Annotated in this window: 18 protein-coding genes, 1 other RNA gene, 2 pseudogenes and 1 riboswitch; of the genes and pseudogenes, 10 read left to right on the top strand and 11 right to left on the bottom strand. The window is 42.6% G+C overall.

The features are described 5' to 3' along the window. Window positions 1-33: 33 nt before the first annotated feature. Together IPM95_08350 and IPM95_08345 are read right to left on the bottom strand one after the other, a co-directional pair. Window positions 34-858 (bottom strand): ParA family protein, encoded by an 825-nt coding sequence (locus IPM95_08350; protein MBK9329308.1) that lies wholly within the window; start codon window positions 856-858, stop codon window positions 34-36. A gap of 95 nt (window positions 859-953) precedes the next feature. Then, the gene (locus IPM95_08345) at window positions 954-1634 is read right to left on the bottom strand and encodes a metal-dependent hydrolase (GenBank protein MBK9329307.1); all 681 of its coding nucleotides are present in this window, start codon (window positions 1632-1634) and stop codon (window positions 954-956) included. 264 nt (window positions 1635-1898) lie between these two features. Between IPM95_08345 and IPM95_08340 the strand changes: the two genes are divergently transcribed. From IPM95_08340 to IPM95_08330, 3 genes and pseudogenes are all read left to right on the top strand, one after another. Continuing rightward, a complete protein-coding gene (locus tag IPM95_08340; protein ID MBK9329306.1) occupies window positions 1899-2423 on the top strand; it encodes an NAD(P)H-dependent oxidoreductase in 525 nt (174 codons plus the stop codon). Between the two features lie 8 nt (window positions 2424-2431). Continuing rightward, a pseudogene (locus tag IPM95_08335) lies at window positions 2432-4055 on the top strand (ABC transporter substrate-binding protein). A gap of 10 nt (window positions 4056-4065) precedes the next feature. Beyond that, a complete protein-coding gene (locus tag IPM95_08330) occupies window positions 4066-4896 on the top strand; it encodes a queuosine precursor transporter (GenBank protein MBK9329305.1) in 831 nt (276 codons plus the stop codon). Here IPM95_08330 and IPM95_08325 read toward each other — a convergent pair whose 3' ends face one another. Next, a complete protein-coding gene (locus tag IPM95_08325) occupies window positions 4897-5673 on the bottom strand; it encodes a dienelactone hydrolase family protein (protein MBK9329304.1) in 777 nt (258 codons plus the stop codon). A 122-nt stretch (window positions 5674-5795) separates the two neighbouring features. Continuing rightward, window positions 5796-6016, top strand: a riboswitch (cobalamin riboswitch). A gap of 29 nt (window positions 6017-6045) precedes the next feature. On the opposite strand from IPM95_08325, the gene IPM95_08320 reads away from it, so the two are divergent. The 4 genes from IPM95_08320 (at window position 6046) to IPM95_08305 (ending at window position 10785) form a co-directional block, all read left to right on the top strand. Further along, a complete protein-coding gene (locus IPM95_08320; GenBank protein MBK9329303.1) occupies window positions 6046-7977 on the top strand; it encodes a TonB-dependent receptor in 1932 nt (643 codons plus the stop codon). After that, window positions 7974-9065 (top strand): YncE family protein, encoded by a 1092-nt coding sequence (locus IPM95_08315; GenBank protein ID MBK9329302.1) that lies wholly within the window; start codon window positions 7974-7976, stop codon window positions 9063-9065. Before IPM95_08320 ends, IPM95_08315 begins: the two co-directional genes overlap by 4 nt. A gap of 119 nt (window positions 9066-9184) precedes the next feature. Further along, the gene (locus IPM95_08310; protein ID MBK9329301.1) at window positions 9185-9946 is read left to right on the top strand and encodes a hypothetical protein; all 762 of its coding nucleotides are present in this window, start codon (window positions 9185-9187) and stop codon (window positions 9944-9946) included. Further along, window positions 9895-10785, top strand: a complete 891-nt coding sequence (locus IPM95_08305; GenBank protein MBK9329300.1) for a hypothetical protein — start codon at window positions 9895-9897, stop codon at window positions 10783-10785. The genes IPM95_08310 and IPM95_08305 overlap by 52 nt, the downstream gene beginning before the upstream one ends. 220 nt (window positions 10786-11005) lie before the next feature. Here the strand turns inward: IPM95_08305 and IPM95_08300 are convergent, their stop codons facing one another. The 6 genes from IPM95_08300 to IPM95_08275 form a co-directional block, all read right to left on the bottom strand. Further along, window positions 11006-12271 carry a hypothetical protein gene (locus IPM95_08300; protein MBK9329299.1) on the bottom strand — a complete coding sequence of 422 codons (1266 nt, stop codon included), beginning with the start codon at window positions 12269-12271 and terminating at the stop codon, window positions 11006-11008. A gap of 6 nt (window positions 12272-12277) precedes the next feature. Continuing rightward, on the bottom strand, window positions 12278-13066 hold the full coding sequence (locus IPM95_08295; protein ID MBK9329298.1) for a hypothetical protein: 789 nt from the start codon (window positions 13064-13066) through the stop codon (window positions 12278-12280). 2 nt (window positions 13067-13068) lie between these two features. After that, window positions 13069-13908, bottom strand: a complete 840-nt coding sequence (locus IPM95_08290; protein ID MBK9329297.1) for an OmpA family protein — start codon at window positions 13906-13908, stop codon at window positions 13069-13071. A gap of 269 nt (window positions 13909-14177) precedes the next feature. Continuing rightward, window positions 14178-14548: a transfer-messenger RNA gene (gene ssrA / locus IPM95_08285) on the bottom strand. A gap of 150 nt (window positions 14549-14698) precedes the next feature. Further along, entirely contained in the window at window positions 14699-15910 is a 1212-nt protein-coding gene (locus tag IPM95_08280) for a pyridoxal phosphate-dependent aminotransferase (protein ID MBK9329296.1), read from the bottom strand. 86 nt (window positions 15911-15996) lie between these two features. Continuing rightward, entirely contained in the window at window positions 15997-16425 is a 429-nt protein-coding gene (locus IPM95_08275; GenBank protein MBK9329295.1) for a DUF1573 domain-containing protein, read from the bottom strand. Window positions 16426-16586: 161 nt separating this feature from the next. On the opposite strand from IPM95_08275, the pseudogene IPM95_08270 reads away from it, so the two are divergent. Next, window positions 16587-19018 (top strand): annotated as a pseudogene (locus IPM95_08270) (transketolase). Between the two features lie 2 nt (window positions 19019-19020). On the opposite strand, the gene IPM95_08265 reads toward IPM95_08270, so the two are convergent. Further along, on the bottom strand, window positions 19021-19695 hold the full coding sequence (locus IPM95_08265) for an acyloxyacyl hydrolase (protein MBK9329294.1): 675 nt from the start codon (window positions 19693-19695) through the stop codon (window positions 19021-19023). Between the two features lie 920 nt (window positions 19696-20615). On the opposite strand from IPM95_08265, the gene IPM95_08260 reads away from it, so the two are divergent. Further along, window positions 20616-21230 (top strand): DnaJ domain-containing protein, encoded by a 615-nt coding sequence (locus IPM95_08260; protein MBK9329293.1) that lies wholly within the window; start codon window positions 20616-20618, stop codon window positions 21228-21230. 5 nt (window positions 21231-21235) lie between these two features. Here IPM95_08260 and IPM95_08255 read toward each other — a convergent pair whose 3' ends face one another. Continuing rightward, window positions 21236-21949, bottom strand: coding sequence for a pyridoxine 5'-phosphate synthase (locus IPM95_08255; GenBank protein ID MBK9329292.1), 714 nt, complete (start codon window positions 21947-21949; stop codon window positions 21236-21238). Between the two features lie 202 nt (window positions 21950-22151). Here IPM95_08255 and IPM95_08250 point away from each other — a divergent pair, with 202 nt between their 5' ends. Continuing rightward, window positions 22152-22706 carry a hypothetical protein gene (locus IPM95_08250; protein ID MBK9329291.1) on the top strand — a complete coding sequence of 185 codons (555 nt, stop codon included), beginning with the start codon at window positions 22152-22154 and terminating at the stop codon, window positions 22704-22706. Window positions 22707-22709 lie beyond the last annotated feature (3 nt).

Below are 22709 nucleotides of genomic sequence, written 5' to 3'. Positions count from 1 at the left end.
AATTTCTTACAGACCTGCGTTTGCAGTTTCCCGCTAGTTTAATTGTTCTTTGCCTTCAACCTCAATAAATTTTTCTTCCATCGGTATATTGGTCATGCCGTTGTTTTGCAAAATCTCTCTGGCCAGATTGAGATAGTTGATGGCACCTTTGCTTTCCGCATCATACATGATAATCGGCTGACGCAAACTTTGTGCTTCGCCCAGGCGGGTGTTGCGGTGAATGATGGTATTGAATACGCTGTGCTCAAAACGTCTTTTCACCTCTGCCACCACCTGATTGGATAAGTTCAGGCGCTGGTCGTACATGGTCAGTAAAATACCTTCGATTTCCAGCTCTTTATTCAGCCTTGACTGCACGATTTTAATAGTGTTCAGTAATTTTCCCAATCCTTCCAGTGCGAAGTATTCGCATTGAACGGGAACCAGCACGCTGTCCGATGCGGTGAGGGCATTCACGGTTATCAAACCCAAAGAAGGGGAGCAGTCGATGATGATGAAATCATATTTCTTATTCAGGTCGTGCAGGATTTCTTTCAGTATTTTCTCTCTGTTCGGATGATTGATGAGTTCTATTTCCGCACCCACCAGGTCCAGGTGAGAGGGTAATAAGAATAAGTTCGGAGTGTCCGTTTCCAGGATGATGTCCTTGGCTTTCGCACTGTCAATCAGGCATTCGTACAAACTGACTTTTATATTTCTCGGGTCGAAACCACAGCCGCTGGTGCTGTTCGCCTGCGGGTCGGCATCGATGAGTAATGTTTTCTGTTCCAGGATGGCTAAACTCGCCGCCAGATTGATGGCAGTAGTGGTCTTACCAACCCCGCCTTTCTGATTCGCTATACTGATAATTTTTCCCATGTTTCTATAAACGTTAAATGTGGTTGGTTATTGGTTGAATGCTGCCTGAGTGCTGAAATTTGCTAATTTCAGGAATCAATGACGCATGTATTGGTTTACAATTCAATAGTTTCTCCGATAGTTAATAATAGTAATTCTTTCCCTGCGTCTGCAAACTGTTTTTTGGCGGCTTCATGGTCAATTACGATAAATCCAAAGGTATCATAATGCACACCAATTACTTTATCGCATTGAACAAAATCTGCCGCAGCAATCGCATCTGCAATATCCATTGTGAAGTTGTCGCCAATTGGCAATACAACAAATTTCAGGTTTGCCCAGCGGGGAATCAGCTGCATATCCATCGTCAGGGCGGTATCGCCGCTGTAATAAAAACCACCTTCCGCCGTGTTAAAAACAAATCCCATCGGACTTGCGCCATAGGAACCGTCCGGCAGGCAGGAGGAATGGACAGCGGAAACGCACTTTACCGTTCCAAAATCGGAAGACCATTTTCCGCCGGTATTCATTGGCCGGAATTTCGATAATCCCTGTTTCGTTAACCATTCGTAGATTTCAAATGCACAGATAACGGTTGCTTTCGTGCGCTTCGCTATTGCCACCGCATCAGAAATGTGGTCGAAGTGCCCGTGTGAGATGGCTATGTAATCGCAGTCGATTTCCTCGATGTCGATGTGTTTTGCCAGCTCATTCGCAGTGATAAACGGGTCAAACAGGATTTTCTTCCCGCCGGATTCCACCAAAAAACAAGAATGTCCGTAATAAGTGAATTTCATTCTAATATGAAGTTATTTGTTACAGTTAATTAGAATTAGAACTAGCTGAATAAACCGGCTGAAAGTTATTTTTTAGTGCAATTGAGTGAAAGCTGCTGTTAAACCTAAAACCCGACACCGATACATCCATGTTCCACGCTTCAAAAATAGCGTTAAATAAGGAGCATTTTTCACCAAGTTATAAAAGAATTACACACACGTCTTGTGGATAAATTTTAAAATATTGTGAATGAATCGGTTTTATTTTTATGCAAACGATACTACATGCTTACAATTTTTCATGGAACCGCACGTGCAGACAGCAATTCGCGGAAAATTGCTAATTTTTATGATGAGATGCTGGGCAGAAAAAATATACCACATCATTTTTTTACGCTGGAAGGAGTGGATGAGTCTATCTTTAATAAAACCTTTCATAATCCGAAACATCCTCAGCTGGCAAGTATAGAAGACGGAATTCTCGCACCAACAGAAAAATACATCTTCATTGTCCCGGAATACAACGGCAGTTTTCCCGGGATGCTGAAAGGATTCTTGGATGCATGCGATATCAAAAAATGTTTTCATAATAAAAAAGTCTGCCTGACGGGTGTGGCAGAAGGTCGTGCCGGAAACTTAAGAGGGATGGAACATCTGACGAATATCTTCAACCATATAAAAATGGATGTGCTGCACTTGAAAATTCCCATTTCGCAGGTACACCTGATGCTGGATGAAGCCGGCAAACTGCAAAATCCTGAAATCATCAAGATGATAGATACCCAGATCGATTTATTTATGAAATTTTAATCCCCTTTATGCGGTTTACACTGAGTTTTATTGTTGCAGTTTTAAGTACGTTACTGGCTATCCAGTGCGGACGGCAGTCGGAAGCACAACGTGAAATTTTTCATTTTAATATCTCGGCAGGACTAACTTCCCTGGATCCGGCATTCTCCAAAGACCAGGCGACCATGTGGTGCGATAATCAAATCTTCAACGGATTGGTACAGGTCGATGAACAGCTGAATGTGCAGCCGTGCATTGCCAAAAGCTGGACGATCAGTGAAGACGGCTTGCACTATTCGTTTGTGTTGAGAAATGATGTATATTTCCACGATGATGAGAAATTTCCGGATGGTAAAGGAAGAAAGGTGAGGGCACAGGATTTTGTGTATTCCTTCCATCGTTTGATAGATTCCACCGTTGCATCGACAGGTGGGTGGCTGTTCAATGATAAGGTGGATAAAACCAATCCGTTTGAAGCGGTGAATGATTCAGTTTTTAAAATAAATTTACTTACGCCGTTTCATCCCATGTTGGGTTTGCTGACGCTGCAGTACTGCAGTGTGGTACCCAAAGAGATAGTGGAGTTTTATGGAAAAGATTTCCGTGCACATCCTGTCGGCACCGGCCCGTTTAAACTGGTGCGGTGGGAGGAAAGCAATGTATTGATACTGACTAAAAATGAGCACTATTTTGAAAAAAGACAGTGCTGGTTTCCGTTTGCCTTACCTGAAAGGAGTACGTATCAGTTTTATTGCTGACAGAGGAACGGAGTTTTTGCAGTTTTCACAGGGTAAACTGGACTTCATGACAGGATTGGATATTTCCTATAAGGATAAATTGCTGACACGTACCGGTGAGTTACAACCGGAATGGAAGGGACGTGTAAACTTTGAAAAAATGCCCTACCTGAACACGGAGTATCTCGGTATCTCTATGGCGAAGCAGCCGTATGCCGCTTTGAAAAATAAAAAAGTCCGACAGGCGATCAATTATGCCATAGACCGCAAGAAGATGATAGCGTATTTGCGCAACGGTATCGGTATGGCTGCGGAAAACGGCATGATACCGAAGGGGGTGCCTTGTTACGATGAGAACTTCAAAGGCTATTCGTATGATGTGGAGAAGGCAAAAAAACTGTTGATAGAGGCCGGTTATCCGAACGGAAAAGGCATTGGTGAAATAAAGGTTTATTCCAATCCAACGTATCAGGATCTGATTACCAATATTGCCAATGAACTGGCAAATATCGGCATTACACTGAAAATTGAAAATACGCCGGCTACTTTTCTGCGGGAAGCGATGCGTAAGAATGAAGTGGAATTTTTCCGCGCATCCTGGATAGGCGATTATCCGGATGGGGAGAACTACCTAGCCTTGTTTTACAGCAGGAACGGAGCGCCACCGAATTATACGTTTTTTAAAAACGAACAGTATGACAAATTGTATGAAGCGGCTATGAAGGAAACCGATGCACAGAAAACATGCGCTATCTACCGTCAGATGGAACAAATCATTATAGAGGAAGCGCCGGTAGTGCCTTTGTTTTATGATGAAGTGACCCGGTTTGCCCATAAGAATGTCAAAGGATTGCCGAACAATGCGATGAATATGGTTGTGCTGAAAGCTGTCAGACTGGATGGAAATCTGAAATAAAAAACTGCGCATGATCACAAACATCATCAAGGATAAATCGACCAAGCTCTTTATTTTTCTGGGTGGATTTTTTATTGCCAATGCATTCATCGCAGAGGTGATTGGGGTAAAGATATTTTCCCTGGAAAGTACACTCGGTATCACACCTTTTACTATTCCGCTATTCGGAAATAATTTTTCTTTCAACCTGACGGCCGGTGTCTTGTTGTGGCCGGTGGTCTTTATCATGACGGATATTATCAATGAATATTACGGCGAAAAAGGGGTCCGGTTGCTGTCTTATCTTACGGTGGTGCTTTTGGCGTATGCTTTCTTTATGTACTTCGTCGCCATTAGATTGGTACCTGCCGGCTGGTGGCCGGGTTCAAAAAATGAACAGGGCGTTCCGGATATGCAGGCGGCTTATGCCCAGATTTTCGGACAGGGTATTGCCATCATTTTAGGTTCCCTGGTTGCATTTTTAATCGGACAGGTCGTCGATGTGGTGGTGTTTCACCGCATTAAGAAATGGAGCGGCGAAAAATATATCTGGCTCAGGAGTACCGGTTCCACTATTGTTTCGCAGCTGATAGATAGTTTTGTGGTTTTGTTTATCGCGTTTTATCTGTATCCGAAATACATCAGCGATGCCAACGGGAAAGCCTGGGCATTTAATGTGGTGATGTCCATCTGTATTGGTAACTATATCTATAAATTTATCATGGCCGTGTTGCTGACACCTGTTATTTATTTGGTTCATGGTGTAATTGAAAAATACCTTGGTCATAACTTGGCTGCTGAGATGAAACAGGCTGCCATAAAAGATGAACTGCCTGTTGACAAGCTAATTGACGGCAAATAATCACTTCATCATTTCATCCAGAAAATCCAGCATCAGTTTCCACGAACGCCCGGCGGCTTTCTCATTATAGGCCACCCCTTTAGAGTTGTCGTTCCCTGCTGCCGGATCCGTAAAGGAATGAACAGCATTGGCATAGTAAACCATCTGCCAGTCGGCTTTGCTGTCGCGCATTTCCTGCTGAAAAGACAGGATTTCCGATTGCGGAATAAAGAAGTCATCCGCGCCATGACATACCTGCAGTTTGGGCTGTATAGATTGTACAGCTAATGAGGTATCCCTGCCCAGCCCGCCATGGAAGGATACCACGCCTTTTGCCGGTAAGTTAGCCCGCGCTGCTTCCAGTGCGCCGGTGCCGCCGAAACAATATCCTATGACCGCTATCTTCCCCGGATTGGCACCCTGCCGGATCAGTTGTTCCAGCGCCAGCCGGATACGTTTCCGGTATTCCTGAATATGCGATTTGTAGTACCCGGCATTTTGTCCGGCCTCCTGGGTGTTTTTGGGGTAATGGCCTTCTCCGTAAATATCTGCGACAAATGTGTAATAACCATTAGCTGCCAAATCCAGTGCGGATTGCCTGGCATGGTCATCTATACCCATCCAGGCGGGCAGCACCAAAACGGCGGCTTTGTCTTTTGAAGTTGTTGGAACGGCAGCGAATCCATTCAGTACCTGTTTGCCGTCAGTGTATTTTACCGGTTTTAAGGTCGGTTTTCCGGTGCAGGAATAGGTCAAAATACAGAGCATACAGAATGGAAGCAGGATATGGTTTCTCATACAGAAAGTTTTGAAAGGTAATTTACAATACTATTCGCATATCATCCACAGAAATATTTCGCAGGTTGAAAAGTAAATGTAGATTTTAAGGATTGTGTTTTGTTATTTGATTTCGGAAGCATACCTTTAACCTGAATTTTGGTTCTTCCGGTAAATTTGCAATCTAATACATTGTTATAACCGGTTAAAGATGAAAAGGGAATCAGGTGCAATTCCTGGACAATCCCAGTTGCTGTAAGCACTCTAAGGGTTTGCCGCTCTTCTTGCCACTGTTTCATTTCGGAACGGGAAGGCGCGGTAAATGGTGTAAGTCAGAAGACCTGCCAAAATCAGATTTACTTAAAAATGTTCTGAGGAAACATTTGAAGTGTTATGAAATACAAAGCAGTTCATCTCATTTCGCTATTGGTGTATATCCTGATAGAAGTTGCATTACCCGGTTTTGCAGACACTATCTCCATTCCTGAAGTGCTGATACAAACTTCCCGCGAAAATTATTACTCCAACGCCAATGCCGTTTACCGGTTGGATAGTTTTCAGTCACATTACTACGGACAGAATTCCATAGCGGAAGTATTACAGTATTTCACCCCGGCGCAAGTCAGCAGCTACGGTAGCGGTGGAATTGCGACCATCAGCCTGCGCGGAACAGCCGATGACCAGACCTCCGTTTTCTGGAACGGGCTGAAGTTGAATTCAGCAACTCTTGGAACGATGGACTTATCGCTGATACCCGTAAATACAGGCAGTTCCGTCCAGATAGTAACCAATGCTTCATCGGCGGTATTAGGCAGCGGCAATTTTGGCGGCGCTGTTTTGCTGAATCATCAGCCTGTATTTAAAAAACAACTGGATGTTTCTCTGAGGCAGGATGTAATGTCTTTCCATAATTACAAAACCGGTTTCTCCCTTCATGCCGGAAATCTAAGGGTTCAGTTCACATCATCGGCATTTTATCAGTCCGCTAAAAATAATTTTCCGTTCTTTGATAACTATAAATTCGATGAACCATATGTGGTGAATGAACACAATGCAACACGGCAATGGGCGGCCATTCACCAGCTTAACCTGAAATTGAAGAAAGCCCAGCAACTGGATTTCGGCAACTATATCCTTCAGAAAAGACATGAGATTCCGGCAATGATGGGGGCGTATGAACAGAGCCATAAATACCAGGATGATTTTACAGTCAAGAGTTATATGAAGTATCAGAAGGTATTCAGGTCATCTCAGATGTATGTTCGCAGCGGTTATATTTATGATTACATGCTGTATCATGACAGCATCCGGAAAATCTATGCTCCCTACTCCGTGCACCAGCTGCAAAACAGTGTCAACTACCGCCATTTCTTTAAACGAGGGGTGGTGTTGGATGCAGGAATGGATTATAACCTGGATATTGCCCGCGTAACGGAATATCAGCGGATAACCGTGCGACAGCATCGCGGTGCTTTGTTTGCAGGTGCCCGGTACAGCATTAGAAATATAAAACTGAGTGCGAGCATGCGACAGGAGGTAACCTCCGGGAAATATATACGGCCGCAGTTTGGAGTATCATTGTCTTATTCCGATAATAAAAATATTGTCAATACCTCTTTCAGCTATGCGGATAAATTCCGCTATCCGGATTTAAATGATTTGTACTGGCAGCCCGGGGGCAATAAGAACCTGTTGCCCGAACACGGTTATAGTGTGGAATATAACCTGCAGCTGAACCCGGTTAAAAAAACATCCCGGTATAAAATGGTATTAGGCAGTTCTTTGTATTATTCCATGATTTACAATACTATTGTTTGGGTGCCGGAAAGTTCCGGATTATACAGTCCTCAGAATATCAAAAAAACCAGGCATTACGGAATAGAGACAAAATGGGAGAATACGGTTTCATGGAATTCAACCAATGCACTCCGTTTTTCTGTAAATTATAATTACAACCGTGCCGTTATCGCAGAAGATGCCAGCAACGCTGATTTGAACGGAAATAATATCCGTTACAAACCGGTGCATTCGATTAAGTCCAACCTGATGTTTGAGGACAACTATTTCAATATGGGAATAAATTACCTGTATGTCGGAAAACGCTTTTCGGATGATGAAAACAGTACGGCATTTCAGTTGCCGGCATACAGTTTGGTGGATATGTTTTTTGCTGTTAAAATTCCTTCAAAATATATCCATACCGAATTGGTGGTGAAACTGAATAATATGGCAAATGTCCGCTATGAGAACCTCCGAAGCTATGCGCAACCGCTTCGCAATTATGTATTTTCTCTTATCCTAACCTATAAATCAATTGACCAATGAAAAAGAACGCTTCCTTATTCTTGTCTGTTTGCCTTTTTTTAATTGCAACAGTCACTTCCTGTAAAAAAGAAACCACTGTTGTCGCTTCCGGTACATTTACGGAAAGCGGCACTGCCATCGTCGTGAATGAAGGCAACTTCGGCAGCAACAACGGTTCTGTTTCATTTGTCGACAGAAATGGCAGTATCACCAATTATATTTACGAAAACGCCAATGGCGGGATGAATTTGGGGGATGTGGTGCAGTCATACACCCGAGTCGGCAACAAGGGAATTGTTTGTGTCAACAACAGCCAGAAGATTGAAATTGTTGATGCCCGCACATTCAAACATCTTGCAACCATTACAGATGCCGTGAAAACAAGTTATGTTCGATATGCATTGGGCATCAGCGATACAAAAGCGTATGTCACCAATGGTAATTTTGCCGGAATCGTGAATGTCTTGGATTTGACGACAAATACGATTACCCATTCCATCAATGTTGGGAAAGGCCCGGAACAGCTGGTGTTGTCGGGCAGCCATGCCTATGTGTGCAACAGCGGCGGATTCGATGTGGACAGCACCGTTTCTGTTCTTGATACTGCAACGGATGCGGTCACTCAAACCATCAAGGTGGGAGATATTCCTGCAAAAATCGTGAAGGATGCGCAGGACTTTGTGTGGGTGCTGTGCGCCGGCCAGACAGATTATGCGGGTTGGCCAAACATTACGAAGCTGACACCTTCCCGGCTGGTGCGCATTAATACCGCCACCAATACGATTGATAAAAATTTTACACTTATTACAGCCGGGAATCCGAGTTATGTCGTAAATCTCGCTATTGGCAACAACGGCAGAACGGTATATTACAGCATCAGCGATAAGATATTTGCACTGGATATTACGGCAGGCAGTCTGCCCGCCACACCTGTCATCTCCGGCAGAGAATTTTATGGATTAGCCGCTTCTCCGTTCACGAACCAGGTATGGGGTTTGTCAGCGCCTAATTTTACGGCCAGCGGCTCCGTTTACAGGTATACTTCAACAGGAATCCTGATAGACTCGCTGAAAGTGGGCATTGGTCCCAATTCCGTAGCGTTTAATTGATGTGAATGGAATAATGAAGGAACTGCCAGCGGATGGCAGAGATGTATTATTATTTCTTAATGGTATATTTAAGCAAATTTCTTTTTTACGTGGAGAATTATATAGATCATCCCGGTTGGATGTTTCATTTTTTTCGGGGTCATTTCATTGACTTACAAACCTATTGCTGGCAGTTATGGTTTGCCGGTAGTTTTGTATTCATGGCTGTTTATCTTCTCCTTGTCAAAAAGGAAGTATACAGCCTGCTGTTTTTTTTGTTTGTTCTTTTCGGAATGCTGCTGTTTCGCTTGCCTTCTTTTATGCAGTATTCCTACAATCCGGATGAGTCGGAGTTTTTGTCATGCATCAATTTGTTATCAAAAGATCTGAGTTTCTGGAAACATGCAGATACGCATACTTCCGGCCCATTGGATTCCATTCCGTTTGTCTTGTTTGCGAAAATCGGTATTCCGCTGAATTATTTTAATTTCCGTTGTGTGAATGCGGTATTTATTCAGTTTCCGACTCTCCTCATTTTATTTAATATCCTTCGGATTATATTTTCAGGAAAGGATTCGCGCATCCTACTGTTTCCGTTTGTGTTGTTTTACGTATTCCTGTCAACGAATGAATTGATTATCTACACCAGCGAACAGATTCCAAATTTGCTGCTGCTGATTTCCGTTTATTGTTTTGCCCTGTACCTTGTTAACATGGACAGGGTAGCGGCATTGCTTACAGCAGCCTTTTTGTTGGGTATGCTGCCATTGGCGAAATTCCAGTACAGTATCATAGCCGCTTTCGCGATGGTGGTGATTGCTTGTATGCTGTTACAGCAAAAAAATACAGATTGGTTTTGCTCAGCTTGCTCGTTGCAGCCTTACCTGTCCTGGTTGCCATAGGCATGACACTGCATAATGGCTCGTTCGGAGATGCCTGTATCTCTTATGTTAAGATGAATCTCGTCGTTTCCAGCGAAGGGTTGGGTTTTGGTGTTCCGTTTCCGGAGCGTCTGCTGAATGTTTATTACCTGCTGGAAGTAAATATCGAGTTTAAAGTGATTGTTTTTGCGCTGTCTGTTCTGATAGCGGTTCAACTGTATATAGATCCGGCAAAACTTTTTACATTTCCCAGAGTGCTTTCAGGAACGCTGGTATTGCTTGTTATAAGCTACTTTATTATCATCAAGACCGGTAACTTATTTTATCACTATCTGTATATATTATTCCCGGGAATCGCCGCGTTGATGGGTTATCTCTTTTATCTGCTAAACGACAATAGGCGTTATAAACTTTTCTATTGTCTGCTGTTTGTGCTGTTGTTTGCCTATTCCAATTTCAGGAACAGCTATTTTATAGAGGATATTTACCGCAAAATCAACCATGATTATTCTCCTGCTGCCATATATATAAATACTCTTAAAAGGCCGGATACCAAAATGGCGGTGTGGGGCTGGAATACGCGATTATATATTGAAACCGAAAGTTGCCAGGCGGTACGTGATCCGAATACATTTAACCAGACGTTCAACAGTGAATACAGCAATTACTTTATACAACGATTTATAGCTGATATGGAACATAATAGACCTTTTCTGTTTGTGGATGCGGTACCAGGCTTTTATTTCAGGGATGAGAAATACCGATATGAAAACAATCTATTAATGAAAAATTATATTCAATCGCATTACCGGTTTCTGCTGGAAAAAGACAAAACAAGAATTTATAAACGTATGGACTGAGACGTTACCTGGCCAATGAAGGCAATTTAGATGCCTGTACCATTGATAGTTTCCGTGTTTTAGTAAAATACATTTTCTAAGCAGCAATTAACGTCAGTCCCCAAAGATATTTTTGTTGTCATTGAACTGAAAGAGTTTCTTTGTAAGTCTGTTTTGCAAAACACCTTTTTGAAAACTGATATAGTGAACAAAAAAAACAAAACTGTAAATAATAAAAACACTACTTGGGGGTGTGCGTCAGTTTTATTTTATATTCAGTCTCCGTTCCGTCTTCGTAAGAGCCTTCCATGGTTTCATTCGTAAGTTCAGTATTTAAATTACGGAGGGGTAATTCGAATCTGTAAAAAGGAATTCCATATCGCTCGACAGGCATTACATCATCTTTTAAATTGCCATAAGTTATTGCATGTAATCCACCCATAGGGAGGGGTATGGTTTGACAGACTCCTTCTTCGTCACAGATTTGAAACGATTCCTCTTCCGGCCCCAGGTAACTTAAAAATACCTCTACAATAGGTTTCTGCTCACATGCTTTAATATTAATCCAATATTGAGATTCAAATTCTTTGGGTTTTTGTGTCATTTCACCGTCTTCTACTTCAGCCTCAAAGTCAAGTTTAAATTGCATTGGAAACGGTTCCCAATGGTCTTTAGGAATCAGATTATAATGAATTTCTTGAGTCTGGTTTACCGTTTGCCATTGAAAGTCCTCCAGATAGGTTTGATTATTGAGTTCAATATTAAAAGTCATGGCATTAGAATATCTTTCAAAAACTTCTGATACGTCGATGGAATCATTTCCAAGCATGGTTGCTTCTCTGGCGAGTTCGGTCATGGTGGCAACAGAATACCTGAAATCATGTTTTAATTTTATTTGTTTAATAAGATCTTCAACCAATTCATTAAAGAGATCACCGGCTTTATCCAAAAGTTTTTCTGAACCTGAACCGCCAAGCAATTGAACCGTTCGGGAAACCTGGACGAGCACTTTCACCGTTGGAATATAAAAATCCAGATTAGCCGAACCCTCTACCTGAGTGACTAATTTCAACGCAGATTCGCCTGCAAATTCAGCCAGTTTCTTCAAATGTTTATTTACTTCCGTCTGATTTACTCCCGCTTGATTTTCATTGCAAAAAATCCATGCTTTTGCGGATGCGATGGATTGTTCTGCTAGTGTTTTTTCTTTTTTTAAATAGTTTTCATACCACTCTTCTTTTTTCTGTTCCTGCTTTGCGTCTCGTTCCTGATAATCATTTTCGCCTAAACAAAATCTCTCAAAGGCGGGCGGCATAGGTTGAACACCGACAGGCTGGGTCACTAAATTATTGATTGCGACTTTCGATATCATCCACCTTCTTGCCACCTCCTGACAGGCGTCCGGTTCATCTGCATTGTTTTTGCTTACAACTTCCATTCCGGAAATTTCAGAACTGAAATTTAAAATGACAGCTATAAGTAAGATAATGTGAATCTTGTATTTCATTTTATTTTACCATTTTATACTATTCAGGATTTGCTGAATAACGCCCGGGTATCTGAACCGATCATCTTTCAGCAGGTTAGCACCTATATAGATGATTTCCTCATTATCTGCATACCAGTAGTGCCATTGCCGCATCTGTTCCATAAAGTTGTTTTGCGCCGTCTTAAACGTTTTACCTCCTATGATGGTGTCCACAGCAGGGCTGAGTTGCAAATCGATGGCTCTGTTCATCTGGGCACTCATCTCCATAATTTCTGCAGTCGATACCTTTCCGGTATTCGGTGTACGGATTATCTGTAAGATTTCTGAATGTCCGCGAAGGTCATCCATCATAATTACCAGTTTGTTTTCACTGAGGCTTTTGCTTTTAAAAATGGAGGTGTATTTATCCAGTTTATAGCTCCAATCCCATGGATACTCAAGGCTTACTTTTGGTGGTTGTGTTTTGAGTTTTTTCCATTTCTCGATGACAACAGGCCGGTAATAATCCTCTATCGTGGCAATTAGCCAAGTCAGGGCATCTATTTTTGTAAGGAAAGTATCCCTTTTGTAGGCATTGTATAAATCCGCATAGTAGGAACCGACTGTTTCTGTACCCGGTGTTTCACTTTCATTCCAGGTTGCAGGAGCTACGGTTCCGATAATCTCATTGTTCTTACGAAGATAATGGTGGAATACACCTTGAGTAAAGTTGTCCGGTATCGTATCGATGGTGATTCCATCAGGTAAGCTGGGTACTTCTTTGGCAAATACTTGCGTTGCAAGTAATATAAGAAGGAGTATGGTAAATCTCATATCTACAGTTTTACGATTTCCACTCTCCGGTTCAATTTTTTGCCTTCCTCAGTGTCATTGGTGCTCACAGGGCAATATTGACCCGCTCCCTCGGACATTAACCGTGAAGCGGCAATTTTACCGGTGTTGATCAGGTAATTTTTAACGCTTTCGGCACGGGCTTTAGATAGCGTAATATTGCCTGCATAGGTTCCTGTGTTATCAGTATGCCCTACAACAATGATCTTTACAGCAGGATTGGCATTCAGGTAATCGATAACCTGTTTGAGCGCTTCTGCTGATTCGGGTTTAATGTTTGATTTGCCGACATCAAACAAGATACCATAAAGTGCAATTTTACCGTCTTTTTCGATACTTTCTTCCATACTTACAACAATGTCCTGTTGCATAGCTTCTACTTCTACAATTTCTATATTATAACTACCGGTATTAGTTGAATTTTCAGCAGTATGTACCTGAATATATACTTCTTTTCCATTTATACTGGCAGAGAATACCGTCTTTTTATTGTCCAGAACTTTACCCTTTACCTTTAAAATGGCATCATTGTAATTCTGGTTTATCTGGGCACCACTGAATTTTCGGGTTTCACTCTCTTTTTTATAATAAAAAATATGATAGTATTTACCGCTTTTATTGATTTTATTTGCTTTCCCATCCACCCAATATATAAACTCAACATCATTGTAATCGCTGTTTTTGCAATCAGTAATGTAAAATCCGGGCATACGATTAAGGTAAGAAGGCTCTGCATCCGGGCAACGCGGGGTGTCCTGTGCGTCCTGTGCGAAGGATGTAAGCGTGCACATTGTCAGCCATAAGGCGAATAATGATTGTTTCATGTTGTATGCTTTTTAAAGAAGATTAAATAAAGTTATATCTAACTATTGGTAGTTTTTATGACATTAATCATGTTTGAACGGTTTTTTTTATTAAACTTACCGCAGATATGTGCAACCAATAATACCAGGCTGTGTGAACTTGGGTTGGTCGGCGCGGCGAATGTAAGTGACTTTGCCTCATAGTAATTGTAGAAAAGTGTTTAACCTCACTTATGGCTGGTATTGAGATAAAGCAAAAAGCGCACCGGTTATTTGGTGCGCTTTCTATGTGGTGGAGCTGGCGAGATTTGAACTCGCGTCCGGACAAAACGTTTATACGCTTTCTACATGCTTAGCAGTAACTTGATTTTCGAACGGCAACAGGCGTTATTGCGTACCGATTGCCATCTTATTTTCTGAATTTCATATTGCAGGCGAAACAACTGCAGCACTATTCCAATTCGGTTATGCACTGTCGGATAGTATTGGAAAAACTATTCCGGAGTACAAAGGCCGGGCTTAATAACCTGTATTAAGCAGCCATTGCGAAAGTATTCTCGCCATATAAAAAGATTTCGTGCATTAAATTTAACGAGCCAAATCGCACAATGCTCGGCATGCTTACTTATCCACTATCCTGCCGTCAATTCCTGTCAACCCCAATTTATTAACGAATTATGATTTCAGAATTACGATTTAAGATAGAATTTTTACAAAGAACTAATTGCTATAACTTCAAAAGAAGATGTAAAGTTCCATAAAGATATAGATTAATTTGATGATTTGACAATTATCTAATTAGCTAATTAATTTAATTCTCAATTCTCAAATCATAATTCTTGAGCCCTTCCTCCAGGCATTTGATCGCCTTCTTTAATTCCCTGCTGTTCAGCACATAGGCGATACGCACCTCGTTTTTCCCTTTTCCTTCCGTGGCATAAAAACCGCTGGCAGGTGCCATCATCACCGTTTCTCCTTCGTAATTAAAATCACTCAGCATCCACCGGCAAAAATCGTCGGTGTCTTCTACCGGTAACTGAACAATACAGTAAAAGGCACCGCCGGGAGTGGGGCATTTTACACCTTCTATCTTATTCAACCCTTCCACCAGCGTGTCGCGGCGCTTCCGGTATTCTATATTGACTTTGTGAAAATATTCCTCTTCCACTTCCAGCAGGCCGAGCATCCCCAATTGCTCCACTGTCGGAGGGCTTAACCGTTGCTGGGCAAATTTCAGCACCGTTTCCAGCACCTGTTTGTTTTTGGTGGCCACCATACCTATGCGTGCTCCGCAGGCGCTGAATCGCTTGGAAATGGAATCAATCAGAATGGCGTGCTGTGCCAGGTCGGGAAAGCTGAATATGGAAGTATAGGTCTTGTTGTCCGAATAGATGAAATCCCGGTACACCTCATCGCTGATCAGGAATAAATCGTGTCGGAGCGCAATGTCCTTCAGCCGGATGAGTTCCTCGTCACTGTAAGCATATCCCGTCGGATTGTTGGGATTGCAGATGAGGATGGCTTTTGTCTTATCGGTAATGACTCTTTCAAATTCGTCTATGGATGGCAATGCAAAGCCGTTTTCAAATGTAGTGGATATGGGTACCACCCTTATATCGCCGCTTTTGGAAAACCCGATATAATTGGCATACAACGGCTCGGGTATGATGATTTCATCGCCTGCATCCATGATGGAAAGCAGCGTGAATAATAATGCTTCCGAACCACCCGTCGTTATTAAAATATCTTCCGGCAGCAAGTTGGTCAGTCCATAACGTGTCTGAAAGAAACGTGCACAACCGTTCCGGACTTCCTCAAACCCGTTGGACGGGCTGTATTCCAATACCTTTCTGTCCATATGCTTGATGGCGTCCCAAAACTGATGAGGTGTTTCAATATCCGGCTGCCCGATATTTAAATGGTAGATATGTATGCCTCTCTTTTTAGCCTGTTCAGCAAACGGGGCTAACTTACGAATAGGGGAGGCCGGCATGGATTCGCCTTTATGGGAAATGGTTGGCATAAAGAATATTCACGCAAAAATAAAAAACTCCGTGCGTAATTGCACGGAGTTGAATATTATTATTAATCAATACTATTTGTTAGTTGTTACTCTGCTTTTCCTCCCAGCATATTTCCTTCCGCATTGTCAACGCCCTGTTTTTGCTCCACGGCATTTCCGGAGATATATAATTCCACGGTTTCCCCGTCCTTCGTGGTGACGGTAATGGATTTCCTAAAGCTTCCTTCCCGTGCCATATTGTACTGCGCTTTAATATTTCCTTTTTTGCCGGGCATCACAGGTTCTTTCGTCCAGGTAGGCGTGGTGCAACCGCAGGATGCTTTTACATTTTCCAAAACAACCGGCTCACTGCCTATATTCATGAACTCAAATTCATGTGTTACCGGTTTGCCTTGCGGTAATGTGCCGAAGTTAAATTCCTTTTCAGAAAATTTTATTTTAGTGGAAGCAGGAGGGTCAGCCTTAGTTAGGGTAGTTAGTGTAAAGAAGGACAATAAGATAATCAGATATTTCATAAACGTACTTTTAGTGCAAAAATCACAAAAAACATACCAAAAAACAGGTATCCACAGAAATTTTAACGTGCCATTAATAACTTTTCAATTGTGTTAATAAACTGTGCAAGTTTAAACGAATATATTCATTTTTCGTTGTAATTTAGATTTGAATTAGATGCATGTCGGTGGTTTCTTCTAACATATTGATTACTAGAGGTGTAAATCAGCCTGTGTCATTTGAGGAATTCAAAACGGAGGTGCTGAATGATTTTCGCGTAGCCAGTATCAGCCGTTTTGCCAGTTTGACAGGAAGGAAGGAAGTGCTGACAGGTAAAGCGAAATTTGGCATTTTCGGAGATGGTAAGGAGTTACCCCAGATTGCATTGGCTAAAGTATTCGAAAACGGAGATTTCCGGGCAGGCTATTACCGCGACCAGACCTTTGCTCTGGCGGCAGGTATTGTTAATGTGGGGCAGTTGTTCGGGCAGCTATATGCAAGCCCTTCTCTGGAAGAAGACCCGCATTCGGGCGGCAGGCAGATGAATAACCATTTCGCAACCAGAAATTTACATCCCGACGGAAGCTGGAAGTCTTTAATACAGCAAAAAATTCCGCTGCCGATAATTCCCCTACGGCTTCCCAGATGATAAGGGCGCTTGGCCTGGCGATGGCTTCCAAAAAATACAGGGAGTTGGCACAAAAGATCGGTGAAAACAATTTCAGCAACAATGGAAATGAGATATGTTTCGCTACCATCGGCGATGCTTCCACCTCCGAGGGATTGTTTTGGGAAGTGGTGAATGCGGGTGGTGTCTTGCAGGTGCCGTTGATTATTTCCGTTTGGGATGACGGGTACGGTATCTCCGTTCCGAAAGAACTGCAGACCACCAAAGGAAGTATCTCTCAGGTCTTAAAAGGATTTCAACGGGAAGGAAAAAGCAAGGGGTATGATATCTATGTGGTGAAAGGCTGGAATTATCCGCAACTGGTATCGACCTATAAAATGGCGGCGGATAAAACAAGGAAAACACATATCCCTGCCATCATCCACGTAGAGGAACTGACCCAGCCCCAGGGGCATTCCACGTCCGGTTCGCACGAACGGTATAAAAGCCCGGAGCGGCTGGAATGGGAAAAGGAACACGATTGCAATGTGCAGTTCAGGAAATGGATTATCCGCAATAAGATGGCTGCTGCGGAGGAACTGGATGTCATAGAAAACGAGGCGCAGAAATATGTAGCCGAACAAAGAAAAGCAGCCTGGAACAAGTTTCACCAGCCTATTTTGCAGGAGCTGAAAGAGGTGGTCGCCCTGATACGCCGGATTGCGGAAACATCCGAACACAAGGAACTGCTCGAAGAAGTTGAGCTGGAATTAAAACATACCATCGACCCGATGCGCAGGGATGTTTTTAAAACCATCTCCGATGTACTCATATTGACGAAAGCTGAATCTTCCCCGGCGATTGAAGAACTGAAGAAATGGAGGAACGTACAGTTGCAGGTTAATGAGGAACGTTATTCCTCTTATCAGCATACCAATTCACTTTTCTCACCAATGCGTTTGCCGGAAGTAAAAGCATTATATGAGGAAAAGGCCTCGGTGGTCAGTGGCTATCAGGTGCTGAATGCCTGCTTTGATGCCAACTTGGAGAGAGACCCTAAGATAGTTGCATTCGGGGAAGATGTTGGAAAAATAGGGGATGTCAATCAGGCATTTGCAGGTTTGCAGGCAAAATACGGCATTGAACGGATCTATGATACCGGTATCCGGGAAGCCAGTATCATGGGAGAAGGAATTGGATTGGCCATGCGTGGCCTGCGTCCGATTGCCGAGATACAATACCTCGATTACCTGCTGTACGGCTTACAGCCTTTATCGGATGATTTAGCCAGTTTATCCTACCGAACGAAAGGCGGGCAAAAAGCGCCGCTGATAGTCCGGACACGCGGTCATCGGCTGGAAGGCATCTGGCATACCGGCTCCCCGATTCAGATGATATTGGGTGCTTTGCGCGGGATGCATGTCTGTGTGCCGAGAAATATGACACAGGCCGCCGGCTTTTATAATTTGCTGCTGAGAGGAGATGAACCTGCCCTGGTGATAGAGTGCTTGAACGGATATCGATTAAAGGAAAAGATGCCGTTGAATCCGGGTGATTTTACGGTGCCGTTGGGTGTTCCCGAAGTTATCCGTGATGGAAAAGATGTAACACTGGTGACCTACGGTTCCTGTGTGCGGGTGGCACAGGAGGCGATAACAGGATTGAATAAGATGGGTATAGACGTAGAACTGATAGATGTGCAGACTTTATTGCCTTTTGATATTCATGGAGTTATAGGACAATCTATCCGCAAAACCAACCGGGTCATCTTTTTAGACGAAGATTTTCCGGGTGGAGGTACAGCCTATATGCTGCAGCAGGTGCTGGAAAAACAAGATTTGTTTAAATACCTGGATAGTGAGCCGGTTACTTTATGCGCAAAAGAACACCGCGGTTCGTTTGGCAGCGACGGCGACTATTTCAGCAAGCCCAGTGCGGAAAATGTTTTTAGCGCCATCAACAAATTGATGCACGAAACGAATCCCGGAAAGTTTCCGTTGTTGTAGGATTAAAATATCCTGTCAAAGCAAAATCCCAACAGAATAGAGTCTATACCGGTATTCGGTCTTTTCACGTTGAGGTTGGAAAGATGCCGGAATCCGGTCATGAATCCAAGTCCGATTTTTTTTTTATTTTTCATCGTGACGAGATGTTTATACGTCAGGTAAAAATTATCCGAAAAGGTAAACCCCTCCGCCTGACGTTCAGTTTCCATTCCGAAGTAATGAACACCGCTGCCTATGTGAAAGGACAGAACAGATGTCTTTTTGAGTTGGATATTCAGGTTGAGACTGACATTGAGGCCCAGTTCAACACTCGTAATATGCGCTTTTGAAAACCATATCTGCGGCAGGATGTCTATGCCTGCATTCACCAGCCGCCTGGCTTTGAAAAATGGCTGATGATAGACTCCCGTAATACCTGCGGAATAATACGGCTTACCTTCTGGAAGTCTGTAAAAAGGAATGGCTTGCTGAACGGTAAAACCGAAAGACCGCCTGTTGACGAATTCATTTTTATACGTATCGTCTTTAGCCTGCACTGAAAATACAGGCAGGAATACCGTGATGCAAACTATCCTGTACCAAGAGTACAAGGTGTTTTTCAGGGATTGATTTCGTGGGCTAAAGCTCATTCTGTATTCTATAAAGTTACAGGATAATGCCGGATTATTTATGCTCATCTGATGGGAGTTCCAAATTGACAAGCAAAAGCTACTGTAAAATCTGTGTTCATGAGAACCAAAAGTTATGACCTCTGGTAAGATATGACGGACACCGCGAGAATTCTTGTTGCAGATTAGAAGGTGATGCTTCGAAGGGGCCACCCTCGAGGTTGATTTTTACGTAATGGTGAGATATTTCAACTGTTTGTGATCTTAGCGAGACGCTAAAAACAGTGTGGATTTTTTTCCAGGCTTCAGCTTGCCTAAAGTCCCGTTATACGGGCGCGTGAACGCTTATCTGTTTAATTTTACTGAAACGATTATAATTTTCTTCTGAATCGTTCTGTCAATATCTTCCAGCTTTTTGTGTACAGACAGCCTGCTCCTGTTTTATATGTACCAAATTTTTCAAGGAAAGCGGCATGCTCTTTAATTTCTGCACTCAAGTATAGTGATAAGTCTGTCTTGCGAGCAGAAAAACCAATCTTTAACCAATTCACCCACCTGCCGGTCGCTGGATTTTAATATCTTTTATTGCCAAAACCAATTATCGAATTACTTCATAATACCGGCTCCTCACCGGTGGCGTTTTTCATGATTTCCAAAAGTACAAAACTATCATTACGCTTTTGCTCATCCTGAATATTGCAGTTAAAATCTTCTGCACTTGCTGCAGTTGGTTTAGTATTAATTTCAGCGAGCTTTGATTCTTTTCAGTCTTGGAAGTTGGTTATTTTTTAACAGCTCCAACAGGTATAGATATTTTCACAATTCACTTTTTAAGATAACCCTATTTAGCTACTAAAAAATAATTATTATTCCTGTAATCTGCTTTTTGGCAGTATCTATTAGGTGCACTGATTATTTACAGCGGTTATATTTACAATGCTTTGGTATTTTGTCAGGTTTTGACGTATTTTAATTATTTTACTGGTGAAATGAAAGACTATTACAAAGTGCTTGGATTGCGGTTTGGCGCTCCTTCCTCGGAAATCAGGGCGGCCTTCAGGCGGCTGGCTTTAAAATACCATCCCGACAAAAATCCGGGTAATAAAAAGGCGGAACAGCAGTTTGTAGATGTCAACGAAGCGTATGAAATATTGTCCAGCGAATATAAAAGAATCCAGTACCACGCTTCCTATAACGAATCGCTGAATGATATTTATCTCAACAGACTCCCTCAGGAATCGCTGAAAGATAAATACCGCCGTAATCCGACCTATGTGCCCAAACAACCTGTAGCACCGGCTTCTAAGCTGGAAATCAAATATCCCGGTTTGCAGGTTGCCCTCTTTATTTTTTTTATAGGGACGATGGTCTATTTATTATTTCAGGCATCGGGAGAGTTAAAGGAACGTGAGCGTAAACGCAAAATAATAGCTCAGCAACCCGCAGCGGATTCAATGAAAAAGTCAGACACCGTCAGCATGGACGAATTTTATACCATACTGTCACGGGAGTTTTTAGCATCGCAGGATTCCACCTTGCTGAATGCCAATATAGATTCACTCAAGCATGTGTATGATTCATTGCAGCAGCTTTCCAAAAACTAAAACGATTATTGCAGCCGGTTCAGGTAAAGGCGTATCGTATTTTCCAGACCAAGATACATGGCATCGCAAATCAGCGCATGCCCGATAGACACTTCATCCAGTTGCGGCAGGTTATCTTTCAGGTACTTTAAATTATCCAGATTTAAATCATGTCCGGCGTTGATACCCAGGCCGGCTTGCAGCGCCAGCGAACAGGTTTCTTTAATGGCCTGTATGGCAGTGGCAGGGTTGGAAGGATAATGTCTGGCATAGGGGCCGGTATAGTATTCTATCCGGTCGGTTCCGGCTTTTGCCGCACCTTCAATCAGGTGCGCCACCGGGTCAATGAATAAGGATACCCGGATGTTGTTTCGCTTCAGCTCTGAGATGCGCTCGTTCAAAAATGCGGAATGCTGAATCGTATCCCATCCATGATCGGATGTAATCTGATTCGGGTCGTCTGGTACGAGGGTGCATTGGTGCGGTTTGGCTTTCAGCACTTCCAGTATGAAGTGGTCATTCGGATAGCCTTCAATATTAAATTCCGTGGAGCACACGTCTTTTAGCAGCTGCAGGTCGGAAAATTTGCAGTGGCGTTCATCCGGACGGGGGTGCACGGTGATGCCCTGTGCGCCGAAGCGTTCACAGTCGGCTGCCACCTGAACTAAATCAGGATAATTGCTACCGCGTGAGTTGCGGATAAGCGCTATTTTATTCAGGTTGACGGATAGGCGTGTCATGGATGATGGTAAAGGTATGAAAAAGTCGGCATGGGTTATTCAAGTACTTATTAATTATTGCCGACAGTTTTTAGAAGTCAGATATATTATTTATACTTATCAGACAAAAACCAAAACATGAAAAATTAGATTATTCTATTTCTCCGTTTTATTCGCAGAAAGCTTTAACCTGTCCGCACAAAAGATTGGCAGCAAAGTAAAAGTGTTTTCTATATGTAAAGGTCAATGGAAGAATGCCACGTTGCTGAGTAATAAAAATGGTCAGTATTTTGTACATTTTGATAGTTATTCAGAAGTATATGACAGGCTTGTTAATGACAACGAAATCGTATTTATTGACGGCGATGACAGAAAACCTGTAATCATAAAAGATACGGTTTATATCGGCAAATCCGGAGTGGACACGGTATTCAGAGGGAAGGACAATGCGGTAGTATTGCAAAATGTAAAAGAAGATACCATTTCTATGTCAAAGACCATTCGTGATACCATTTATAAAACCAAACGGGATACGCTTGTCATCAACAGAACGATCAAGGATACGGTTATCCATACCAAAACAGAAACCATTAATGTTACACCTGACAATACCACTTCTTTCAGGTTAGGCGAATTAGTCCAGGTATACCAGGATTCGGAATGGAAAGCCGCCGTCATACTGGAGATAAAAGGAGACGATTTGTATAAAGTCAGATATGACGGCCTTGGTAATTTCTACAATAACATAGTGGGTGTTGGAAGTATAAAACCAAGATAGTAC

The organism is Sphingobacteriales bacterium (assembly GCA_016719635.1).
Lineage (GTDB): Bacteria > Bacteroidota > Bacteroidia > Chitinophagales > JADIYW01 > JADJSS01.
The sequence above is the reverse complement of the archived record's forward strand: the minus strand, read 5'-3'. Positions and strand labels throughout refer to the sequence as shown.

What these genes read in the sequence shown, in the direction of transcription:
- IPM95_08320 (MBK9329303.1), top strand. Translation starts at nt 6,046, where the DNA reads ATGAAATACAAAGCAGTTCATCTCATTTCGCTATTGGTGTATATCCTG.
- IPM95_08350 (MBK9329308.1), bottom strand. Translation starts at nt 858, where the DNA reads ATGGGAAAAATTATCAGTATAGCGAATCAGAAAGGCGGGGTTGGTAAG.
- IPM95_08345 (MBK9329307.1), bottom strand. Translation starts at nt 1,634, where the DNA reads ATGAAATTCACTTATTACGGACATTCTTGTTTTTTGGTGGAATCCGGC.
- IPM95_08295 (MBK9329298.1), bottom strand. Translation starts at nt 13,066, where the DNA reads ATGAGATTTACCATACTCCTTCTTATATTACTTGCAACGCAAGTATTT.
- IPM95_08255 (MBK9329292.1), bottom strand. Translation starts at nt 21,949, where the DNA reads ATGACACGCCTATCCGTCAACCTGAATAAAATAGCGCTTATCCGCAAC.
- IPM95_08265 (MBK9329294.1), bottom strand. Translation starts at nt 19,695, where the DNA reads ATGAGCATAAATAATCCGGCATTATCCTGTAACTTTATAGAATACAGA.
- IPM95_08325 (MBK9329304.1), bottom strand. Translation starts at nt 5,673, where the DNA reads ATGAGAAACCATATCCTGCTTCCATTCTGTATGCTCTGTATTTTGACC.
- IPM95_08290 (MBK9329297.1), bottom strand. Translation starts at nt 13,908, where the DNA reads ATGAAACAATCATTATTCGCCTTATGGCTGACAATGTGCACGCTTACA.
- IPM95_08280 (MBK9329296.1), bottom strand. Translation starts at nt 15,910, where the DNA reads ATGCCAACCATTTCCCATAAAGGCGAATCCATGCCGGCCTCCCCTATT.
- IPM95_08330 (MBK9329305.1), top strand. Translation starts at nt 4,066, where the DNA reads ATGATCACAAACATCATCAAGGATAAATCGACCAAGCTCTTTATTTTT.
- IPM95_08260 (MBK9329293.1), top strand. Translation starts at nt 20,616, where the DNA reads ATGAAAGACTATTACAAAGTGCTTGGATTGCGGTTTGGCGCTCCTTCC.
- IPM95_08310 (MBK9329301.1), top strand. Translation starts at nt 9,185, where the DNA reads ATGTTTCATTTTTTTCGGGGTCATTTCATTGACTTACAAACCTATTGC.
- IPM95_08275 (MBK9329295.1), bottom strand. Translation starts at nt 16,425, where the DNA reads ATGAAATATCTGATTATCTTATTGTCCTTCTTTACACTAACTACCCTA.
- IPM95_08315 (MBK9329302.1), top strand. Translation starts at nt 7,974, where the DNA reads ATGAAAAAGAACGCTTCCTTATTCTTGTCTGTTTGCCTTTTTTTAATT.
- IPM95_08300 (MBK9329299.1), bottom strand. Translation starts at nt 12,271, where the DNA reads ATGAAATACAAGATTCACATTATCTTACTTATAGCTGTCATTTTAAAT.
- IPM95_08340 (MBK9329306.1), top strand. Translation starts at nt 1,899, where the DNA reads ATGCTTACAATTTTTCATGGAACCGCACGTGCAGACAGCAATTCGCGG.